General features: G+C 63.8%; 16 protein-coding genes. 13 read left to right on the forward strand and 3 right to left on the reverse strand.

Annotation, left to right across the window (positions count from 1 at the left end):
• Positions 1-36 precede the first annotated feature (36 nt).
• The 9 genes from NN662_RS12620 (at position 37) to NN662_RS12660 (ending at position 9,061) form a co-directional block, all read left to right on the forward strand.
• Positions 37-1,914 (forward strand): methyl-accepting chemotaxis protein, encoded by a 1,878-nt coding sequence (locus NN662_RS12620; RefSeq protein ID WP_261930600.1) that lies wholly within the window; start codon positions 37-39, stop codon positions 1,912-1,914.
• A 352-nt stretch (positions 1,915-2,266) separates the two neighbouring features.
• Positions 2,267-2,716, forward strand: a complete 450-nt coding sequence (gene rpsF / locus NN662_RS12625; RefSeq protein ID WP_261930601.1) for a 30S ribosomal protein S6 — start codon at positions 2,267-2,269, stop codon at positions 2,714-2,716.
• 12 nt (positions 2,717-2,728) lie between these two features.
• On the forward strand, positions 2,729-2,974 hold the full coding sequence (rpsR, locus tag NN662_RS12630; RefSeq protein WP_410010928.1) for a 30S ribosomal protein S18: 246 nt from the start codon (positions 2,729-2,731) through the stop codon (positions 2,972-2,974).
• A gap of 167 nt (positions 2,975-3,141) precedes the next feature.
• Entirely contained in the window at positions 3,142-4,116 is a 975-nt protein-coding gene (locus tag NN662_RS12635) for a DUF2232 domain-containing protein (RefSeq protein ID WP_410010929.1), read from the forward strand.
• Between the two features lie 25 nt (positions 4,117-4,141).
• A complete protein-coding gene (gene rplI / locus NN662_RS12640; protein ID WP_261930602.1) occupies positions 4,142-4,741 on the forward strand; it encodes a 50S ribosomal protein L9 in 600 nt (199 codons plus the stop codon).
• A gap of 339 nt (positions 4,742-5,080) precedes the next feature.
• Positions 5,081-6,577 (forward strand): replicative DNA helicase, encoded by a 1,497-nt coding sequence (locus NN662_RS12645; protein WP_261930603.1) that lies wholly within the window; start codon positions 5,081-5,083, stop codon positions 6,575-6,577.
• A gap of 272 nt (positions 6,578-6,849) precedes the next feature.
• Positions 6,850-7,644, forward strand: a complete 795-nt coding sequence (locus tag NN662_RS12650) for a transporter substrate-binding domain-containing protein (RefSeq protein WP_410010930.1) — start codon at positions 6,850-6,852, stop codon at positions 7,642-7,644.
• Between the two features lie 89 nt (positions 7,645-7,733).
• A complete protein-coding gene (locus NN662_RS12655; protein ID WP_261930604.1) occupies positions 7,734-8,405 on the forward strand; it encodes an amino acid ABC transporter permease in 672 nt (223 codons plus the stop codon).
• Entirely contained in the window at positions 8,402-9,061 is a 660-nt protein-coding gene (locus tag NN662_RS12660; protein WP_261930605.1) for an amino acid ABC transporter permease, read from the forward strand. The genes NN662_RS12655 and NN662_RS12660 overlap by 4 nt, the downstream gene beginning before the upstream one ends.
• An 8-nt stretch (positions 9,062-9,069) precedes the next feature.
• On the opposite strand, the gene NN662_RS12665 is transcribed toward NN662_RS12660, so the two are convergent.
• From NN662_RS12665 to NN662_RS12675, 3 genes are all read right to left on the reverse strand, one after another.
• On the reverse strand, positions 9,070-9,375 hold the full coding sequence (locus tag NN662_RS12665) for an AzlD domain-containing protein (RefSeq protein ID WP_261930606.1): 306 nt from the start codon (positions 9,373-9,375) through the stop codon (positions 9,070-9,072).
• Entirely contained in the window at positions 9,372-10,025 is a 654-nt protein-coding gene (locus NN662_RS12670; RefSeq protein ID WP_261931957.1) for an AzlC family ABC transporter permease, read from the reverse strand. Before NN662_RS12670 ends, NN662_RS12665 begins: the two co-directional genes overlap by 4 nt.
• A 133-nt stretch (positions 10,026-10,158) precedes the next feature.
• Positions 10,159-11,016 carry an AraC family transcriptional regulator gene (locus NN662_RS12675; RefSeq protein ID WP_261930607.1) on the reverse strand — a complete coding sequence of 286 codons (858 nt, stop codon included), beginning with the start codon at positions 11,014-11,016 and terminating at the stop codon, positions 10,159-10,161.
• A gap of 115 nt (positions 11,017-11,131) precedes the next feature.
• Here NN662_RS12675 and alr point away from each other — a divergent pair, with 115 nt between their 5' ends.
• The 4 genes from alr to purF all read left to right on the forward strand — a co-directional run bounded on the left by alr (position 11,132) and on the right by purF (position 16,287).
• On the forward strand, positions 11,132-12,289 hold the full coding sequence (gene alr / locus NN662_RS12680; protein ID WP_261930608.1) for an alanine racemase: 1,158 nt from the start codon (positions 11,132-11,134) through the stop codon (positions 12,287-12,289).
• Positions 12,290-12,569: 280 nt separating this feature from the next.
• The gene (gene radA / locus NN662_RS12685; protein WP_261930609.1) at positions 12,570-13,973 is read left to right on the forward strand and encodes a DNA repair protein RadA; all 1,404 of its coding nucleotides are present in this window, start codon (positions 12,570-12,572) and stop codon (positions 13,971-13,973) included.
• Between the two features lie 98 nt (positions 13,974-14,071).
• Positions 14,072-14,665 carry a CvpA family protein gene (locus tag NN662_RS12690; protein WP_261930610.1) on the forward strand — a complete coding sequence of 198 codons (594 nt, stop codon included), beginning with the start codon at positions 14,072-14,074 and terminating at the stop codon, positions 14,663-14,665.
• Positions 14,666-14,796: 131 nt separating this feature from the next.
• Entirely contained in the window at positions 14,797-16,287 is a 1,491-nt protein-coding gene (purF, locus tag NN662_RS12695; RefSeq protein ID WP_261930611.1) for an amidophosphoribosyltransferase, read from the forward strand.
• Positions 16,288-16,318 lie beyond the last annotated feature (31 nt).

Genomic DNA, 16,318 nt, shown 5'->3' on the forward strand with positions numbered 1-16,318 from the left:
CATAACATTGCGGGGAAAAGCATGCGGGAATTGCCATTGCGTAAGTCTGTGCCGGCTGCAGTGATCGGTCTTGTGCTGATCAGCGGCGGAGCGCTCGTCGAATCGACGTTATTTTCCGAATATCAGCTCGAACGTTCCGTCGCGATCATGCGCCAGGAACAGGCCGCCGACGAGATTTCCCGAGAACTGATACGGCTTCAGAAGGGCATCGAGCTCGACATCGTCAGCACGCAGGAATCGCTGACGGACATGTCGGCAACCCGTGGCCTCGACGGCCTCGACGATGGCGTGGCACTGGCCGCCGAGAGCGCCAAGGCGCTGAAGGAGAAGGTTCAGCGGGTCAACGACATTTCCGGCCCGCTCAACGTTCCGGCGCTGAAGACGGCGCTCGACGAGCTGAGCAAACGCTTCGACACATTTTATGCCAAGGGCCAGGAAATGACGGCGGCCTATGTGAAGGACGGACCGGAAGCGGGCAACAAACTGATGCCTACATTCGACGGCATCTCTGACGAATTGCAGGCGCAGATCGAGGCAACACACAAGATCTTTGACGGAATTGTCGCCAACATGGCCGCCAAGGCTGCGAGTGAGGCGGACAGTCTCGAGCAGCAGTCACTGTCCAATCGCAACATGATGCTAGGGGTCTGCGGACTGCTTTTTGCCCTTGGCATCGCGATCGCCTGGTTCGTCAACCGCCGGCTTGTCAGCCCGGTTGTGAAGATGACCAACCTGATGACCGACATGTCCGGCGGCAATCTCGATACCGCGACCCCGGACACCCACCGCCGTGACGAAATCGGCAGCATGGCGCGCGCGCTGGAAACCTTCCGCCAGTCGGGCCTCGAGAACCGCGAACTGAATGCAAGAATTGAGAGGCAGCGTCAGCAGGCCGAACAGGAGCGCGCGGACCGTGATCGTCTGCGTCAAGCGGAAGCCGAAAGCCTGAAGGAAGTGGTCGAACGCCTCGGTGCAGGCCTCGGGCGACTTGCCGAATGCAATATCCGCATGACGATCGACGAGCCCTTCTCCCAGGATTTCGAAGCGCTTCGCCGTGACTTCAACAACTCGATCGGGACGTTCCAGGAAACGCTGGAACTCGTCCTGGAAAAGACCCGCTATGTCGAGGACAGCAGCAATCAGCTCCGCGACGCCTCCGAGGAACTCGCCAAGCGGGCCGTCCAGCAGGCAGCCGCCCTCGAGCAGACGTCTGCCGCCATCTCGCAGATCAACGTCACGGTGAAGACATCGTCGGAAAAGACGGTCGAGACCCGCAATCTCGCCAAGACCGCCAAGAGCCAGACGGCACAGTCCAGCGATATCGTCCGCAACGCCGTCGTCGCGATGGAGCGTATCGAGGCCGCCTCGAGCGAAATCGGCACGATCATCAGCGTCGTCGACCAGATCGCCTTCCAGACCAATCTGCTGGCCTTGAACGCCGGCGTGGAAGCGGCGCGTGCGGGTGATGCCGGCAAGGGTTTCGCAGTCGTCGCCCAGGAAGTCCGCGATCTCGCCCAGCGCTCCGCCCAGGCGGCGCAGCAGATCAAGGAGCTCGTGGTCAAGTCGGCTCAGGAAGTCGCCGAGGGCGTCCGGCTGGTCGGCCAAACCGGCGAAGCGCTGCAGAAGATCGACGCGATCACGTCGGAAATCGACCTCAAGGCCGAGGAAGTCTCTGTTGCTTCCAGGGAACAGTCGATCGGGCTGCAGGAGATCACCTCCGCCATCCACGAACTCGACACCATGACGCAGCGCAATTCGGCCATGGCCGAAGAGACGAACGCCCTGAGCACCAGCCTTGCCGGAGAGGCGGAAAACCTGAACGGCCTCATTGCCCGCTTCAAGCTCAACCGCCGCAAGGCGATCCGCGACACCAACGCACCGACCGAAACGGTGAGCTACGGCCGCGTGGCCTGAGCCGGTCGCGACACGTCTGACAATGATCAAAAGCGCTGCCAGACGAGCAGCGCTTTTTTCGTTCAGCCCTCGGCAGCCCCGATATCCGGCAAGTCCGTGCTTGCATTCCCGGCAGAAATGCGTATAAGCGCGCTGTTCACAACACCCGGTCATTCGGCTGGTGGCTGAACGGAGGGCCGGCAGACTTGTTCTGCCGACAGGAACGAAAAGCGTTCCGGCCTCCCGTGTCTCCGCTCTCGACCGTCTCGAACAACGCTTTTCTTGCTTGGGCCATATGCCCGCCAAAGAACAGTCGTTGAGGCTTAGCGCCGGTTTCCGGGTTTGAGATAAACGCAAGAAAGGCAAGTCCACAATGGCACTTTACGAACACGTGTTCCTTGCCCGGCAGGATGTTACGCCGCAGCAGGTCGACGCTCTTATCGAACAGTATAAGGGTGTGATCGAAGGCAACGGCGGCAAGGTCGGGCGCATCGAGAACTGGGGCCTCAAGTCCCTCACCTATCGTATCCGCAAGAACCGCAAGGCTCACTACGCACTGATGGACATCACTGCTCCGGCAGCGGCGATCCACGAAATGGAACGTCAGATGCGCATCAACGAAGACATTCTTCGTTACATGACCATCGCCGTCGAAGCCCACGAAGAAGGCCCGTCTGCCATGATGCAGAAGCGCGACCGTGACGACCGTCCGCGTCGTGACGACGACCGTGGCCCGCGTGGCGACCGTCCGCGCCGTGACGACGATCGTGGCCCGCGCCGCGACGACGACCGCCCGCGCCGTCCGCGCGAAGACCGTGCATAAGGAGAAGATCTGATGGCTATTGCTTCCACTCCCGTTCGCCGGCCCTTCCACCGCCGCCGCAAGACCTGCCCGTTCTCCGGCGCCAACGCTCCGAAGATCGACTACAAGGACGTTCGCCTCCTGCAGCGCTACATTTCCGAGCGCGGCAAGATCGTTCCGTCCCGCATCACGGCCGTTTCCCAGAAGAAGCAGCGCGAACTGGCTCGTGCCATCAAGCGCGCCCGTTTCCTCGGCCTGCTGCCCTACGTCGTTTCCTAAGGAACGGCCTCTGGAATATCGGAGGGCGCCCGATGGGCGCCCTCCACTCTCCCTTCCGCGATGGGCGCGGATCGGACCTTCTGAAAACCCCATGTTGGGGAGCCGTTCCAATGAGACCTTGAGTCAGGAACCTCCTCTAACTGCTTGAATGAAGCAGGACAGCGACCTTGAACCGATCGATGCTCACATTGCTGGCTACCGGCGCACTTGCCGGCTTGACCGCCACCTTCCTGGTGTTGGGCGCGACCGTTCAGCCTGCCTATGCGACCCTTCTTTACGCGGCCTCGGCGCTGCCGATCTTCATCGTCGGGCTCGGCTGGGGCAACGTCGCCTCGCTCGCGGCGATCGTGACCGCCTTCGTTTTCGGCGCGGCCAGCTCTTCCACCGAATTCGCGCTCCTGATGACCGTCACGACGCTGGCGCCGGCCGGATGGCTCAGCCATCTGTCGAGCCTTGCCCGTCCCGCAAGCGAACTCGGCGGACCGGAACACCTGACCGCCTGGTATCCGCTGTCGGACATCATGCTGCATCTCTGCGCCGTGGTAACGCTGGCGCTCGTCATCGTCGGCATGATGATCGGCTACGGCCCGGAACTCGCCGGCAATCTGGTCGATGTCATGGTCACCAACCTGCAAAACCAGGAGCCGGCGCTGGTCGCCGAAGCCCAGACGCTGGCGCAGACCAAGGCATCGCTGGTGCTCGTCCTGCCGGTTGCGCAGGGTGCGACCTGGGTCATCTTCCTGTTTGCCGCCTATTATTTCGCGACCCTGATCGTCAACGCGTCGGGCCGGGCAAAGCGGCCACGTGAAGACATGCCTTCGGCGCTGCGCATGAACCAGATCGGCATCTTCGTCTTTCTCGCCGGTCTCGCGGCGATGTTCGTCGGCGGCGTTCCGGCCATGATCGGCGCTGCGGTCTGCGGCGCCTTCGGCGCTGGTTTCCTGCTTGCCGGCTACGCATCGCTTCACCTGCGCACCCGCGGCAAGCCGTGGCGCTTCCCGGCGCTGGTGCTTGCCTATCTGGCGTCAACCTTCGTGTTGCCCGCCTTCTTCATTCTGGTCCTGGGCCTGATCGACACGCGCCGTGCCGTCGCCCTCACCCCGGCCAAGAACGACAATTCAGCAAACGACAGTAACCAATAGAAACAGACCTGAAAGGATAAACATCATGGAAGTCATTCTCCTCGAACGCATCTCCAAGCTCGGCCAGATGGGCGAAACCGTCAAGGTTCGCGACGGCTACGCCCGTAACTACCTGCTGCCGCTCGGCAAGGCGCTGCGCGCCAACGCTGCCAACAAGGCCCGTTTCGAAGCCGAGCGTTCGGTTCTCGAAGCCCGCAACCTCGAGCGCAAGTCCGAAGCCCAGAAGGTTGCCGACGTTCTCGACGGCAAGTCCTTCATCGTCGTCCGCGCTGCCGGCGAAACCGGCCAGCTCTACGGTTCGGTCGCTGCCCGCGACGTCGTCGAGACCCTGGCTGGCGAAGGCTTCACCATCGGCCGCAACCAGGTTCACCTGAACCAGCCGATCAAGTCCATCGGCATCCACAAGGTCGAGATCGCCCTCCACTCGGAAGTCGAAATCCACGTCGAGCTCAACGTTGCCCGTTCGGCCGAAGAAGCCGAGCGCCAGTCCAAGGGTGAAGACCTCACCTCCGTCGACGCCATCTACGGCGTGGACGAAGACGCCCTGCGTCCGGAAGACTTCTTCAACCCGGAAGCCGACTACGACGACGAAGCTGACGACGCCGAAGAAGCAACCGAAGAATAATCCCTTCGACTGCGCCTCTTTGAGGAAGCGCCCGCGGACGACAGTCCCGCGGGCGCTTTTTCTTTTTCCTCCGGCGCCATCAACTGTAAAATGGCGGAGAGCCCGAGTCGGCGATGATTCGAGTCAATCGTGACGGGCGCTTTTTCAGGATTCTTTTTTTCACACCTGTGAATCGCTGTGGGTTGTGTGAATGACGGTTTCGTCTCCGCCATTTTACGATAAACCGGGGGTCCACTAGGCAGGACGGAACACGGACGAGCGCCCGAAGTAACGGGTCGGGGCGCACGCAACCGTGCATGCCGGCATCCGGCCGGCACAAACGGAAAGACGGCAGGGAACATGAACGACGCAGCGCGCAAACTCGCTCCGGTGAACACGGCGGAACCGCATTACCGCGAAGCGCCGCACAACATCGAGGCCGAGCAGGCCCTTCTCGGCGCCATTCTCGTCAACAATGACGCCTACTACCGCGTTTCCGACTTTCTGAAGCCGAACCACCTCCACGAGGAGCTGCACCGCAAGATCTTCGAGGTCGCCGGCGACATCATCCGCATGGGCAAGACCGCCAACCCGGTGACGATCAAGACCTTCCTGCCGGCCGACGAGAAGGTCGGCGACATGACGGTGGCGCAGTACCTCGCCCGTCTGGCGGCCGAAGCCGTCTCCATCATCAACGCGGAAGACTACGGCCGGGCGATCTACGACCTGGCGCTGCGCCGCGCGCTGATCACCATCGGTGAGGACATGGTCAACATCGCCTATGACGCGCCGCTCGACATGCCGCCGCAGACACAGATCGAGGACACCGAGCGCCGCCTGTTCGAGCTAGCGGAAAACGGCCGCTACGACGGCGGCTTCCAGTCGTTCAACGATGCCGTGGCGCAGGCAATCGACATGGCCGGCGCCGCCTTCGAGCGCGACGGACACCTTTCCGGCATCTCGACCGGCATCATGTCGCTCGACAGCAAGATGGGCGGCCTGCAGCGCTCCGACTTGATCGTGCTTGCCGGACGTCCAGGCATGGGCAAGACCTCTCTTGCCACCAACATCGCCTACAACATCGCCGCGGCCTACGAGCCAGAAATCCAGGCGGACGGCACGCCGAAGGCGAAGAACGGCGGCGTCGTCGGCTTCTACTCGCTCGAAATGTCGTCCGAACAGCTCGCCACCCGTATCATCTCCGAGCAGACGGAAGTCTCGTCCTCGAAGATCCGCCGCGGCGACATCACCGAAGCGGATTTCGAAAAGCTGGTCGCCTGCTCGCAGATGATGCAGAAAGTGCCGCTGTTCATCGACCAGACCGGTGGCATCTCGATCGCCCAGCTTTCGGCGCGCGCCCGACGCCTCAAACGCCAGCGCGGCCTCGATTGCCTGGTGGTGGACTATATCCAGCTCATGACCGGATCCGGCAAGTCGGGCGAAAACCGCGTGCAGGAAATCACCCAGATCACCACGGGCCTGAAGGCGCTCGGCAAGGAACTCAACGTGCCGATCATCGCGCTGTCACAGCTGTCGCGTGGTGTCGAAAGCCGCGAAGACAAGCGCCCGCAGCTCTCCGACCTTCGTGAATCGGGCTCGATCGAGCAGGACGCCGACGTCGTGCTGTTCGTGTTTCGTGAGGAATACTATGTGAAGAACCTGGAGCCGCGCGATCCGGCCGACCCGAAATATGCCGAGTGGGAAGCGCTGTTCGACAAGGTGCGCGGCACAGCCGACGTCATCATCGCCAAGCAGCGTCACGGACCGACCGGCACCGTCAAGCTCGCCTTCCAGTCGGAATACACCCGTTTCGCCGACCTCGCCGATCCGTCGTTCACGCAGTACGAAGAACCCTGATCCGCGATCGCCATCGCCTTTGGAAAGGCCGCCGACCATCCGGTCCGGCGGCCTTTGTCTTTGTGCGAGGCCGCCTGCCGGTTGCTTAATTTCGCGCCGCCTGCCCTCTCCGTGTGCAGACGCGGCCGGCGCGCGGCGCCAAAAGCAACCGGTTTCCGGACGGCACCGCCGGAAATCGCCGACAATCACCCGTAGGAATTGTATTCGATCCTGCGGGTGGTCGCTGGCACGCCGCTTGCTTTCAATGAGGCAGGACAATGAAGGAGAGCCCTATGATCCGCAGACAATTCCTCGCCATGACCGCCGCTGCTGCCGCCATGTTCGGCACGCTGGCGATTTCAGCCCCTGCCCATGCCGATGCGCTGGAGACCATCACCAAGTCCGGCACCATCCGCGTGGCCGTTCCGCAGGACTTTCCGCCCTTCGGCAGCGTCGGCTCCGACATGACGCCGCAGGGCTACGACATCGACATGGCGAACCTGATCGGCGAAAAGCTCGGCGTGAAGGTCGAGATCGTGCCGGTCACCAGCGCCAACCGCATTCCCTATCTGCAGACCAACAAGGTGGATCTGGTCATCTCCTCGCTCGGCAAGAACCCGGACCGCGAGAAGGTCATCGATTTCTCCGATCCGTATGCGCCGTTCTACAACGGCGTCTTCGCGCCGGCCGACGAAAAGATCGAATCGGCGGCCGACCTTTCCGGCAAGACCGTCGGCGTCACGCGTGGCTCGATCGAGGATCTGGAACTGACGAAGGTCGCTCCGGCCGATGCCGACATCAAGCGTTACGAAGACAATAACGGCACGATCTCGGCCTTCCTGTCCGGTCAGGTCGAAGCGGTCGCCACCGGCAACGTCGTCGCCGCCGCGATCCTCGCCAAGAACCCGCCGAAGCGCCCGGAGCCGAAGTTCCTGATCAAGAACTCGCCCTGCTATGTCGGCCTCAACAAGAACGAGCCGGCGTTGATGGAAAAGGTCAATGCCATCATCGCAGAGGCCAAGAAGGACGGTTCGCTGAACAAGATCTCGGAAAAGTGGCTCGGCGTTGCCCTGCCGGCCGATCTGTAAGGTCGAAGGCCTGACACCATGACACACCGCCGCCCCGTTCCATCCGGACGGGGCGGCAACCGGTTCAGCCCCATTCCGGACAGACCCCATTGACCTATATCTTCGACTTCAGCTGGATTGCCGACTATTATCCGGTCGTCCTCAAGGGCATCGGCATCACGGTCGAACTGACCGTCGTCGGCGGCATTTGCGGCGTGCTGCTCGGTATCCTCTGCGCCTGGACGCGCACGCACGGCCCCGACTGGGCCAAGCCGCCGGTCGCCGCTTATGTGGAGCTGATCCGCAACACGCCGTTCCTGATACAGCTCTTCTTCATCTTCTTCGGCCTGCCGTCGATCGGCGTGAAGATGACGGAGCTTCAAGCCGCCAACCTGGCGATGATCATCAATCTCGGCGCCTATAGCTGCGAGATCATCCGCGCCGGCATCGAGGCGACGCCCAAGGGGCAATACGAGGCGGGCGCCGCTCTGGCACTGCGACCGCTGCAGACCTTCTGCCTCGTCATCCTCATCCCTGCCCTGCAGAGGATCTGGCCGGCGCTCTCCTCGCAGATCGTCATCGTCATGCTCGGCTCCGCCGTCGTTTCGCAGATCGCCGCGCAGGACGTGACCTACGCCGCCAACTTCATCCAGTCACGCACCTTCCGCGCCTTCGAGGCCTACACGGTGTCGACCGCCATCTACCTGGCGCTGGCGATCCTGCTGCGCCAGGTGCTGGCGCTGATCGGCCGTGCCCTCTTCCCGAAAGGCCAGATGCGATGACCGATTTCACCTTCTGGGACATCCTGCGCAACCTGCTGCTTGCCACCCGCTGGACGCTGGTTTTGTCGATCGTCTCCTTCGTCGGCGGCGCGGTCGTCGCGCTCGGCATCCTCATGCTCAGGATCGCCAGGTTCAAGCCGGGCCAGGTGTTCGCCCGCGGCTATGTGGAGCTCTTCCAGGGCACGCCGCTCTTGATGCAGCTGTTTCTCGCCTTTTTCGGCCTCGGCCTGGTTGGCATCGATGTTCCCGCCTGGCTTGCCGCCGGCGTCGCCCTCGTGCTTTGGACGGCGTCCTTCCTCGCGGAAATCTGGCGCGGCTGCGTCGAGGCGGTTCCGAACGGGCAATGGGAGGCGGCGCGCAGCCTGGCGCTCAACTATATCCAGCAGATGCGGCTCATCATCCTGCCGCAGGCGATGCGCATCGCCATCGCGCCGACCGCCGGCTTTTCCGTGCAGGTGGTCAAGGGTACGGCGCTGACCTCGATCATCGGTTTCGTGGAACTGTCGAAGGCCGGCACGATCGTCACCAATGCCACCTTCCAGCCCTTCACCGTCTACGGGCTGGTTGCGCTCCTCTATTTCGCCATCTGTTTCCCGCTGTCGAAATACTCGAAATATCTGGAGCGCAAGTTCAGCGCCGCCTATGGGCGCCACTGACCGGCCTGTCAGGATGGCAGAAGCATCCGTAGTGCGGCAACCGTCACGACGCCGAGCCCGGCTGCAGCCAGCAGCGGCAGGCGGGTGGCGGCGAGTGCGGTGACGGCGGCGGCTATCGTTTCCGCCGGTCCGGTGGCCAGCGCCGTCGGCGCAATGACGGCCATCAGCACGGCGGGCGGGATTGCCTGCATCGCCTGCGTCTGGCGCGGCCCCAGTGTCACGAACCTGTAGAGGACCAGTCCGGCAACGCGGGTTGCGACCGTGGCGGCCGCCATGGCGAGGATGGCGAGAAGCGTGGCGGGATCGAGCGTCATGCCTCCACCCCTTCCGGCGCCGGGGCAACGAGGGCCGCGGCAAGGCCGGCCAGCGCACCGGCGAGGATGTACCAGACGCCGGGGACGAAATGATGCACGGCGACGGCACTCGCGCCGCTGGCCAGCAGCACCAGCCCGGTGCTCGGGCCTTTCCAGAAGCGCATCACGAGGACGATGAAGACGGCGCAGAAGGCGAAATCCAGTCCGACGGCCTTGGGGTCGCCGAGGAAGGCGCCGGCGATCGCTCCGACGAGGCCGGATAAAACCCAGGCGGCATAGAACGGCAGCACCGCACCGGCAAACCACAGGGGCGTCAGTCTCGCCCGAGCGGCATGGCCCTCCGCGACCGCCCAGCCCTCATCGGTCAGGAACAGGACGGCGACATATTTGCGCCAGCCGCGGAAGGCTTCGAGCTTGGGGGCGAGCGAGAAGCTCATCAGCACATGGCGGACATTGACGAGCAGGGCCGCAAGCCCGAGGGCGGCCCAGGCGGGCGGCGACGTCCAGATATCGACGGCGACGAATTGCGAGCCGCCGGCAAAGACCAGCGCGCTCATCAGCGTCGCTTCCAGCGCCGAGAGACCCTTGGCGGCGGCCGCCGCACCGAAGAGCGCGCCAATCGGGATGACGGCGACGATCAGCGGCGCCATCGCCTTCGACCCGTTGAGAAATTCGGTGAGATGTCTTTCGGCCAAGTCGTTCGTCCCGTCGTCTGCGTTGTCGTTGCGACGGACATAGGCCGGGTGGAGAGACAGGGTCTTGAACGAAAGTGACGTCGGACAATCAGGCGGCGCGGAATGCGCCGGGCGTCACGCCGGCACGCGCCTTGAAGTGGCGGGTGAAATGCGCCTGGTCGGCAAAGCCGCAGGCGAGCGCCACTTCGGCGGGCGCCATGTCGTTGGCGAGAAGTTGTTTTGCCGCCCGCACGCGCCGATGCGTGAGATAGGCGTGCGGCGTCATGTGGAAGGCCTTGCGGAAGGCGCGGATCAGATGGGCGCGCGACAGGCCGGCGACGCGCGCCAGTTCCTCGAGGCTGATGTCCTCGTCGAAGTGTTCTTCCAGATAGGCCCGCGCGCGGCCCACGGCCGACTGGTCGCGGTTTTCCGGAAGGCGCACCACGGCGTCGCCGTGCCGGATGAACAGCGCGGCGAGCACGCCGTACATGCCCTCGTCCGTCTCCAGCGCGCCCTGCCCTTCCTCCAGCCGCTTCTGGGCCTTGAGGAAGGCATTGGCCAGCGGCTCGTCCTTGAGGATCTGGCGCGAGAAGGACGGCGTGCCGTGAAAGGCCTTGCCGGTCACGTCCTCGATGATCTCCGCCAGGAGCTCGGCGGACGGATAGATCATCCGGTAGCGATAGCCGACCTCGCCGGGATGGCCGTCATGCACCTCTTCCGGATTGATGAGATAGATGTCGCCCGGCCCCGCGGCCTTGCTCTCGCCGCGGATGCGGCCGATCTGGCAACCGGCCTCGATGGCGCCGATACAGAGCGTGTCGTGCGCATGCGGGGCGAAGGCATGGGTGATGAAGGTGGCGCTCAGGCATTCCATGTCGCGGAAATGCCGGGCGCGCCAGAACCGGGCGGCCTCGCCCTTTTCCAGCGGCATCGCTTCCGTTGCCTGTTCCTGCGTCACGATTTCCATGACCGTCCTATACACCTCTCTCGCCAAGAGCGTCTTGAACAAAAGTGCGCATACGTCCGACCTTTATGCTGCACTGCCGTTGTCAGAGGCCGGGACGATCTGTAATCAGGGAGGCATGGACGATATCGACGACTTCACCGAAGAGACCGACGCTTTCGACGCCGCCACCGCGCGGCTGACGGTCGACCTTGCAGCCCTTTGTGACAACTGGGCCGACATGGCCGAACGCTCCGGCTCGGCTCGCGCCGGCGCCGTTGTCAAGGCGGACGCCTACGGCCTCGGCATCGAGGATTGCGGCGGCGCGCTCTATGCGGCCGGCGCCCGCGACTTCTTCGTCGCCACGCCGGACGAAGGCGCAAGCCTGCGTCCCTATGCGCCGGATGCCCGCATCTACGTGCTCTCCGGCATCTGGCCGGGCACGGAGGCAACCTTCTTCGGAAACGACCTCGTGCCGGTGATCGCCTCGGAAGAACAGCTCGCCTTCTTCATGGCACTGTCGGCCGAGCTCGGCGACTACCCATGCGCCATACAGGTCGATACCGGCTTCAACCGTCTCGGCCTGTCGGTGGACGAAGCGATGATGCTGGCCGACGACGCGTCGCGCCCGTCGAGCTTCTCGCCGGTCCTGGTGATGAGCCATCTCGCCTGCGGCGACGATCCGGCCAATCCGATGAACCGCAAGCAGCTTGAGTCTTTCCGGGCGGTTAGCGCCGCTTTCGAAGGTGTCGAATCAAGTCTGTCGTCGTCCGCCGGCGTGTTCCATGGGCCCGATTTCCACTTCGACCTGACCCGGCCCGGCATCGCCCTTTACGGCGGCGAAGCCGTCTCGGGAGTGGCAAACCCCATGCGCCCGGTGGCAACCGCCGAGGCGCGTATCCTGACGATCCGGCATGCGAAGGCCGGCGAAACGGTGAGCTACGGCGCAGCCCACACGCTGACGCGCGACAGCCGGCTTGCCGTCGTCGCCGCCGGTTATGCCGACGGTTACCTGCGCGCCGGGTCCGGCGCGGGCGTGCCTTTGCGGACGACCGGCATTCCCGGCCAGATGGCCTTCGTCGCCGGCCACCATGTGCCGCTCCTCGGCCGCATCACCATGGACATGAGCATTTTCGATGTGACTGATGTTCCGGAAACTGCGGTCAGGGCGGGCGACTATGTGGAACTGTTCGGCAGCAACATCGCGCTGGACGACGTCGCCCGCGCCGCCGGCACGATCGGCTACGAGGTGCTGACCAGCCTCGGATTGCGGCACGAGCGCCGTTATCTCTTTTGAAGAAGTTAGGAGTGCTGGCGGGCCAATTTGAAGGCGATCATGACACCGACCACCAGCATCAGGACGATGCCGGCCTGCGTATAGGTGTCACCCGGCAGATAAGGGAAAAGCGTCTGCTGCATCACTCTGCCTCCAGATCATTCATTTCAAGCGTTGCCATATAATGTAGGCCCGCCGACGTCAGATAGCCAACTGCTCCACGCAAAACATGCTCACCCCATTGCCCCCTCGACGGATCAACCGCTAAGAATCCCTCCGATTCTTGAGGAACCTTCTGCCCATGGCCAAGCCCCGCACCCAATTCATCTGCCAGAACTGCGGCACAGTGCATTCGCGCTGGGCGGGCAAGTGCGACGGTTGCGGCGAGTGGAACACGATTGTCGAGGAAGATCCGACCGGCGGCATCGGCGGCGGGCCCGGCAAGACGCCGAAGAAGGGCCGCCCCGTGGCTCTGACGACGCTGTCGGGCGAGATCGAGGAGGCGCCGCGCGTTCATACCGGCATTTCGGAACTGGACCGGGCGACCGGCGGCGGCTTCGTGCGCGGCTCGGCGGTGCTGATCGGCGGTGATCCGGGCATCGGCAAGTCGACGCTGCTGATGCAGGCGGCGGCGGCGCTGTCGCGTGGCGGCCACCGCATCATCTACGTTTCCGGCGAAGAGGCGGTCGCGCAGGTCCGACTGCGTGCCCAGCGGCTGAACGCGGCCTCGACCGACGTGCTGCTCGCCGCCGAGACCAATGTCGAGGACATTCTGGCGACCCTTTCGGAGGGCAAGCGGCCGGATCTCGTCATCATCGATTCCATCCAGACGCTCTGGAGCGACATCGTCGATTCGGCGCCCGGCACGGTGACACAGGTCAGGACCGGCGTGCAGGCGATGATCCGTTTTGCCAAGCAGACGGGTGCGGCGATCGTGCTCGTCGGCCACGTCACCAAGGAAGGCCAGATCGCCGGCCCGCGTGTCGTCGAGCATATGGTCGACGCCGTACTCTACTTCGAGGGCGACCGCGGCCACCACTACCGCATCCTGCGCACGGTCAAGAACCGCTTCGGCCCGACGGACGAGATCGGCGTCTTCGAAATGTCGGACATCGGCCTGCGCGAAGTGTCCAATCCATCCGAACTCTTCCTCGGCGAGCGCAACGAGAAATCGCCGGGCGCCGCCGTCTTTGCCGGCATGGAGGGCACTCGGCCCGTGCTCGTCGAGGTACAGGCGCTGGTCGCCCCGACCTCGCTCGGCACGCCGCGCCGCGCCGTCGTCGGCTGGGATTCGGCGCGCCTGTCGATGATCCTCGCCGTGCTGGAAGCCCATTGCGGCGTACGGCTCGGCCAGCACGACGTCTATCTCAACGTCGCCGGCGGCTACCGGATCACCGAGCCCGCCGCCGACCTCGCGGTCGCCTCGGCGCTGGTCTCATCGCTTGCCGGTGCGCCGCTTCCGGCCGACTGCGTCTACTTCGGCGAAGTCAGCCTGTCGGGCGCGATCCGACCGGTGGCGCACACCGCGAACCGGCTCAAGGAAGCCGAGAAGCTCGGCTTCTCCTCCGCCGTCTTGCCGCAGGGCTCTCCCGACCTTCCGAAGGGCAATAGTCGCCGGTGGAGCGAGATCGAGAGCCTTCCCGATCTGGTTGCGCGCATCGCCGGCTCGAAAGCCGCGTTAAGACAAGGGGATGATGAGGATTGACCCCTTTATTCTTTCTGCAGGGCGATGCTATAGGTGCAGGCTGTGAGCGGCCGCGGCCCATGCGGTGGCACATGGCGCGAAGTCATGGAGTGAATTGAATGCCCATCACGATTTTCGACGGTATCGTTCTCGTCGTTGTGCTGTTCTCGGCCGTTCTGGCCATGGTACGCGGTTTTTCGCGGGAAATCCTGTCGATCGCCAGCTGGCTGGGTGCGGCCGCAGCGGCCTATTATCTCTACGGCCTGCTGATGCCCTACGCGATGAAGTATACCGACGACACGCGCATCGCCACGGCGGGCTCGGCGGCGGTCGTCTTCCTAATCGCCCTGATCGTGATCTCCTTCCTGACCATGCGGATTGCCGATTTCATCATCGACAGCCGCATCGGCGCGCTCGACCGTACGCTCGGCTTCCTGTTCGGCGCCGCCCGCGGAATTCTGCTGCTCGTCGTCGCCGTTGCCTTCTGGAACTGGCTGGTGGCGCCCGAACAGCGCCCCGACTGGGTCAACAACGCCAAGTCCAAGCCGTTCCTCGATGACATGGTGACGAAGCTCGAGGCCGTGCTGCCGACGGAATTTGCCCAGGTGATCCGCGCCAGCGTGTTCAACGAAAAGGATACGGATCAGGGCGCCGATGCGACCTCTGACCAGGCGCCGGCGGAAGACGCACCGGCCGATACGACAGGCAATTAGGGCCTGCGATAAATTCGACCCTCAAAATATGGGGCGGAAGCCCCATATAAGGACTCCACTTCGTGATCAGGACGGTGTATAGCGCCGCCCTTCACCGCACTATTTCTTTTGTGACCCAAGGACCGGCGGCCATGAATCTCCCAATCCATGCAGACATCGATGATGACCTCGATGGCGACACCCTGCACGAAGAGTGCGGGGTGTTCGGCATTTTGGGGCACAGCGATGCTGCCACGCTGACCGCGCTCGGCCTGCACGCCCTGCAGCACCGCGGACAGGAAGCCGCCGGCATCGTCTCCTTCGACGGCCAGCAGTTCCGCTCCGAGCGCCGCATGGGCCTCGTCGGCGACCACTACACCGATCCGGCGACGCTGGCGCTCCTGCCCGGCTCCATGGCGATCGGCCATGTGCGCTATTCGACGACCGGCGAGACGGTGCTGCGCAACGTCCAGCCGCTGTTTGCCGAACTGCAGAACGGTGGTATCGCGATTGCCCACAACGGCAATTTCACCAACGGCCTGACGCTCCGCCGCCAGCTGATCGCCAGCGGCGCGATCTGTCAGTCGACCTCGGACACCGAAGTCGTCCTGCACCTGATCGCCCGTTCCTGGCACACCTCGTCTGCCGATCGCTTCGCCGATGCGATCTCGCATATCGAGGGCGGCTACGCGATGCTGGCGCTGACCCGCACCAAGCTGATCGCCGCGCGCGACCCGAACGGCATCCGTCCGCTCGTCATGGGCGAACTCGACGGCAAGCCGATCTTCTGCTCGGAAACCTGCGCGCTCGACATCATCGGCGCGAAGTTCGTCCGTGACGTGGAGAACGGCGAGCTGATCATCTGTGAAGAGCAGCCGGACGGCTCGATCTCGATCGAAAGCCGCAAGGCGACCAATCCGAAGCCGGAACGCATCTGCCTGTTCGAATACGTCTATTTCGCCCGGCCCGATTCCGCCGTCGCCGGCCGCAACGTCTATACGGCGCGCAAGAATGCCGGCATCAACCTCGCCAAGGAAGCGCCTGTCGAGGCCGACGTCGTCGTGCCGGTTCCGGACGGCGGCACGCCGGCGGCCATCGGCTATGCGCAGGAAAGCGGCATCCCCTTCGAGCTCGGCATCATCCGCAACCATTATGTCGGCCGCACCTTCATCGAACCGACGCAGCAGATCCGCGCTTTTGGCGTGAAGCTGAAGCATTCGGCCAACCGTGGCGTGATCACCGGCAAGCGCATCGTCCTCGTCGACGATTCGATCGTGCGCGGCACCACCTCGGTCAAGATCGTGCAGATGCTGCGCGAAGCCGGCGCCAAGGAAGTGCATATCCGCGTCGCCAGCCCGATGATCTACTATCCGGACTTCTACGGTATCGACACGCCGGACCGCGACAAGCTGCTGGCCAACCAGCACGACACGCTGGAATCGATGTGCAAGTATATCGGAGCGGATTCGCTGGAATTCATCTCGCTCGACGGGCTCTACACGGCCGTCGGCGGCAAGCCGCGCGACCCGAAGAACCCGCAGTTCACCGACCACTACTTCACCGGTGACTACCCGACCCGCCTTGTCGACCAGGACTCAACCGACAAGGTGCGCCCGCTTGCCGTTCTGGCCGGTAGCGGCTAAACGGCACTTGAAAGATCGCTGACATTGCGAA

Origin of the sequence: Rhizobium sp. NRK18 (genome assembly GCF_024385575.1) — a bacterium.
GTDB lineage: Bacteria > Pseudomonadota > Alphaproteobacteria > Rhizobiales > Rhizobiaceae > JANFMV01.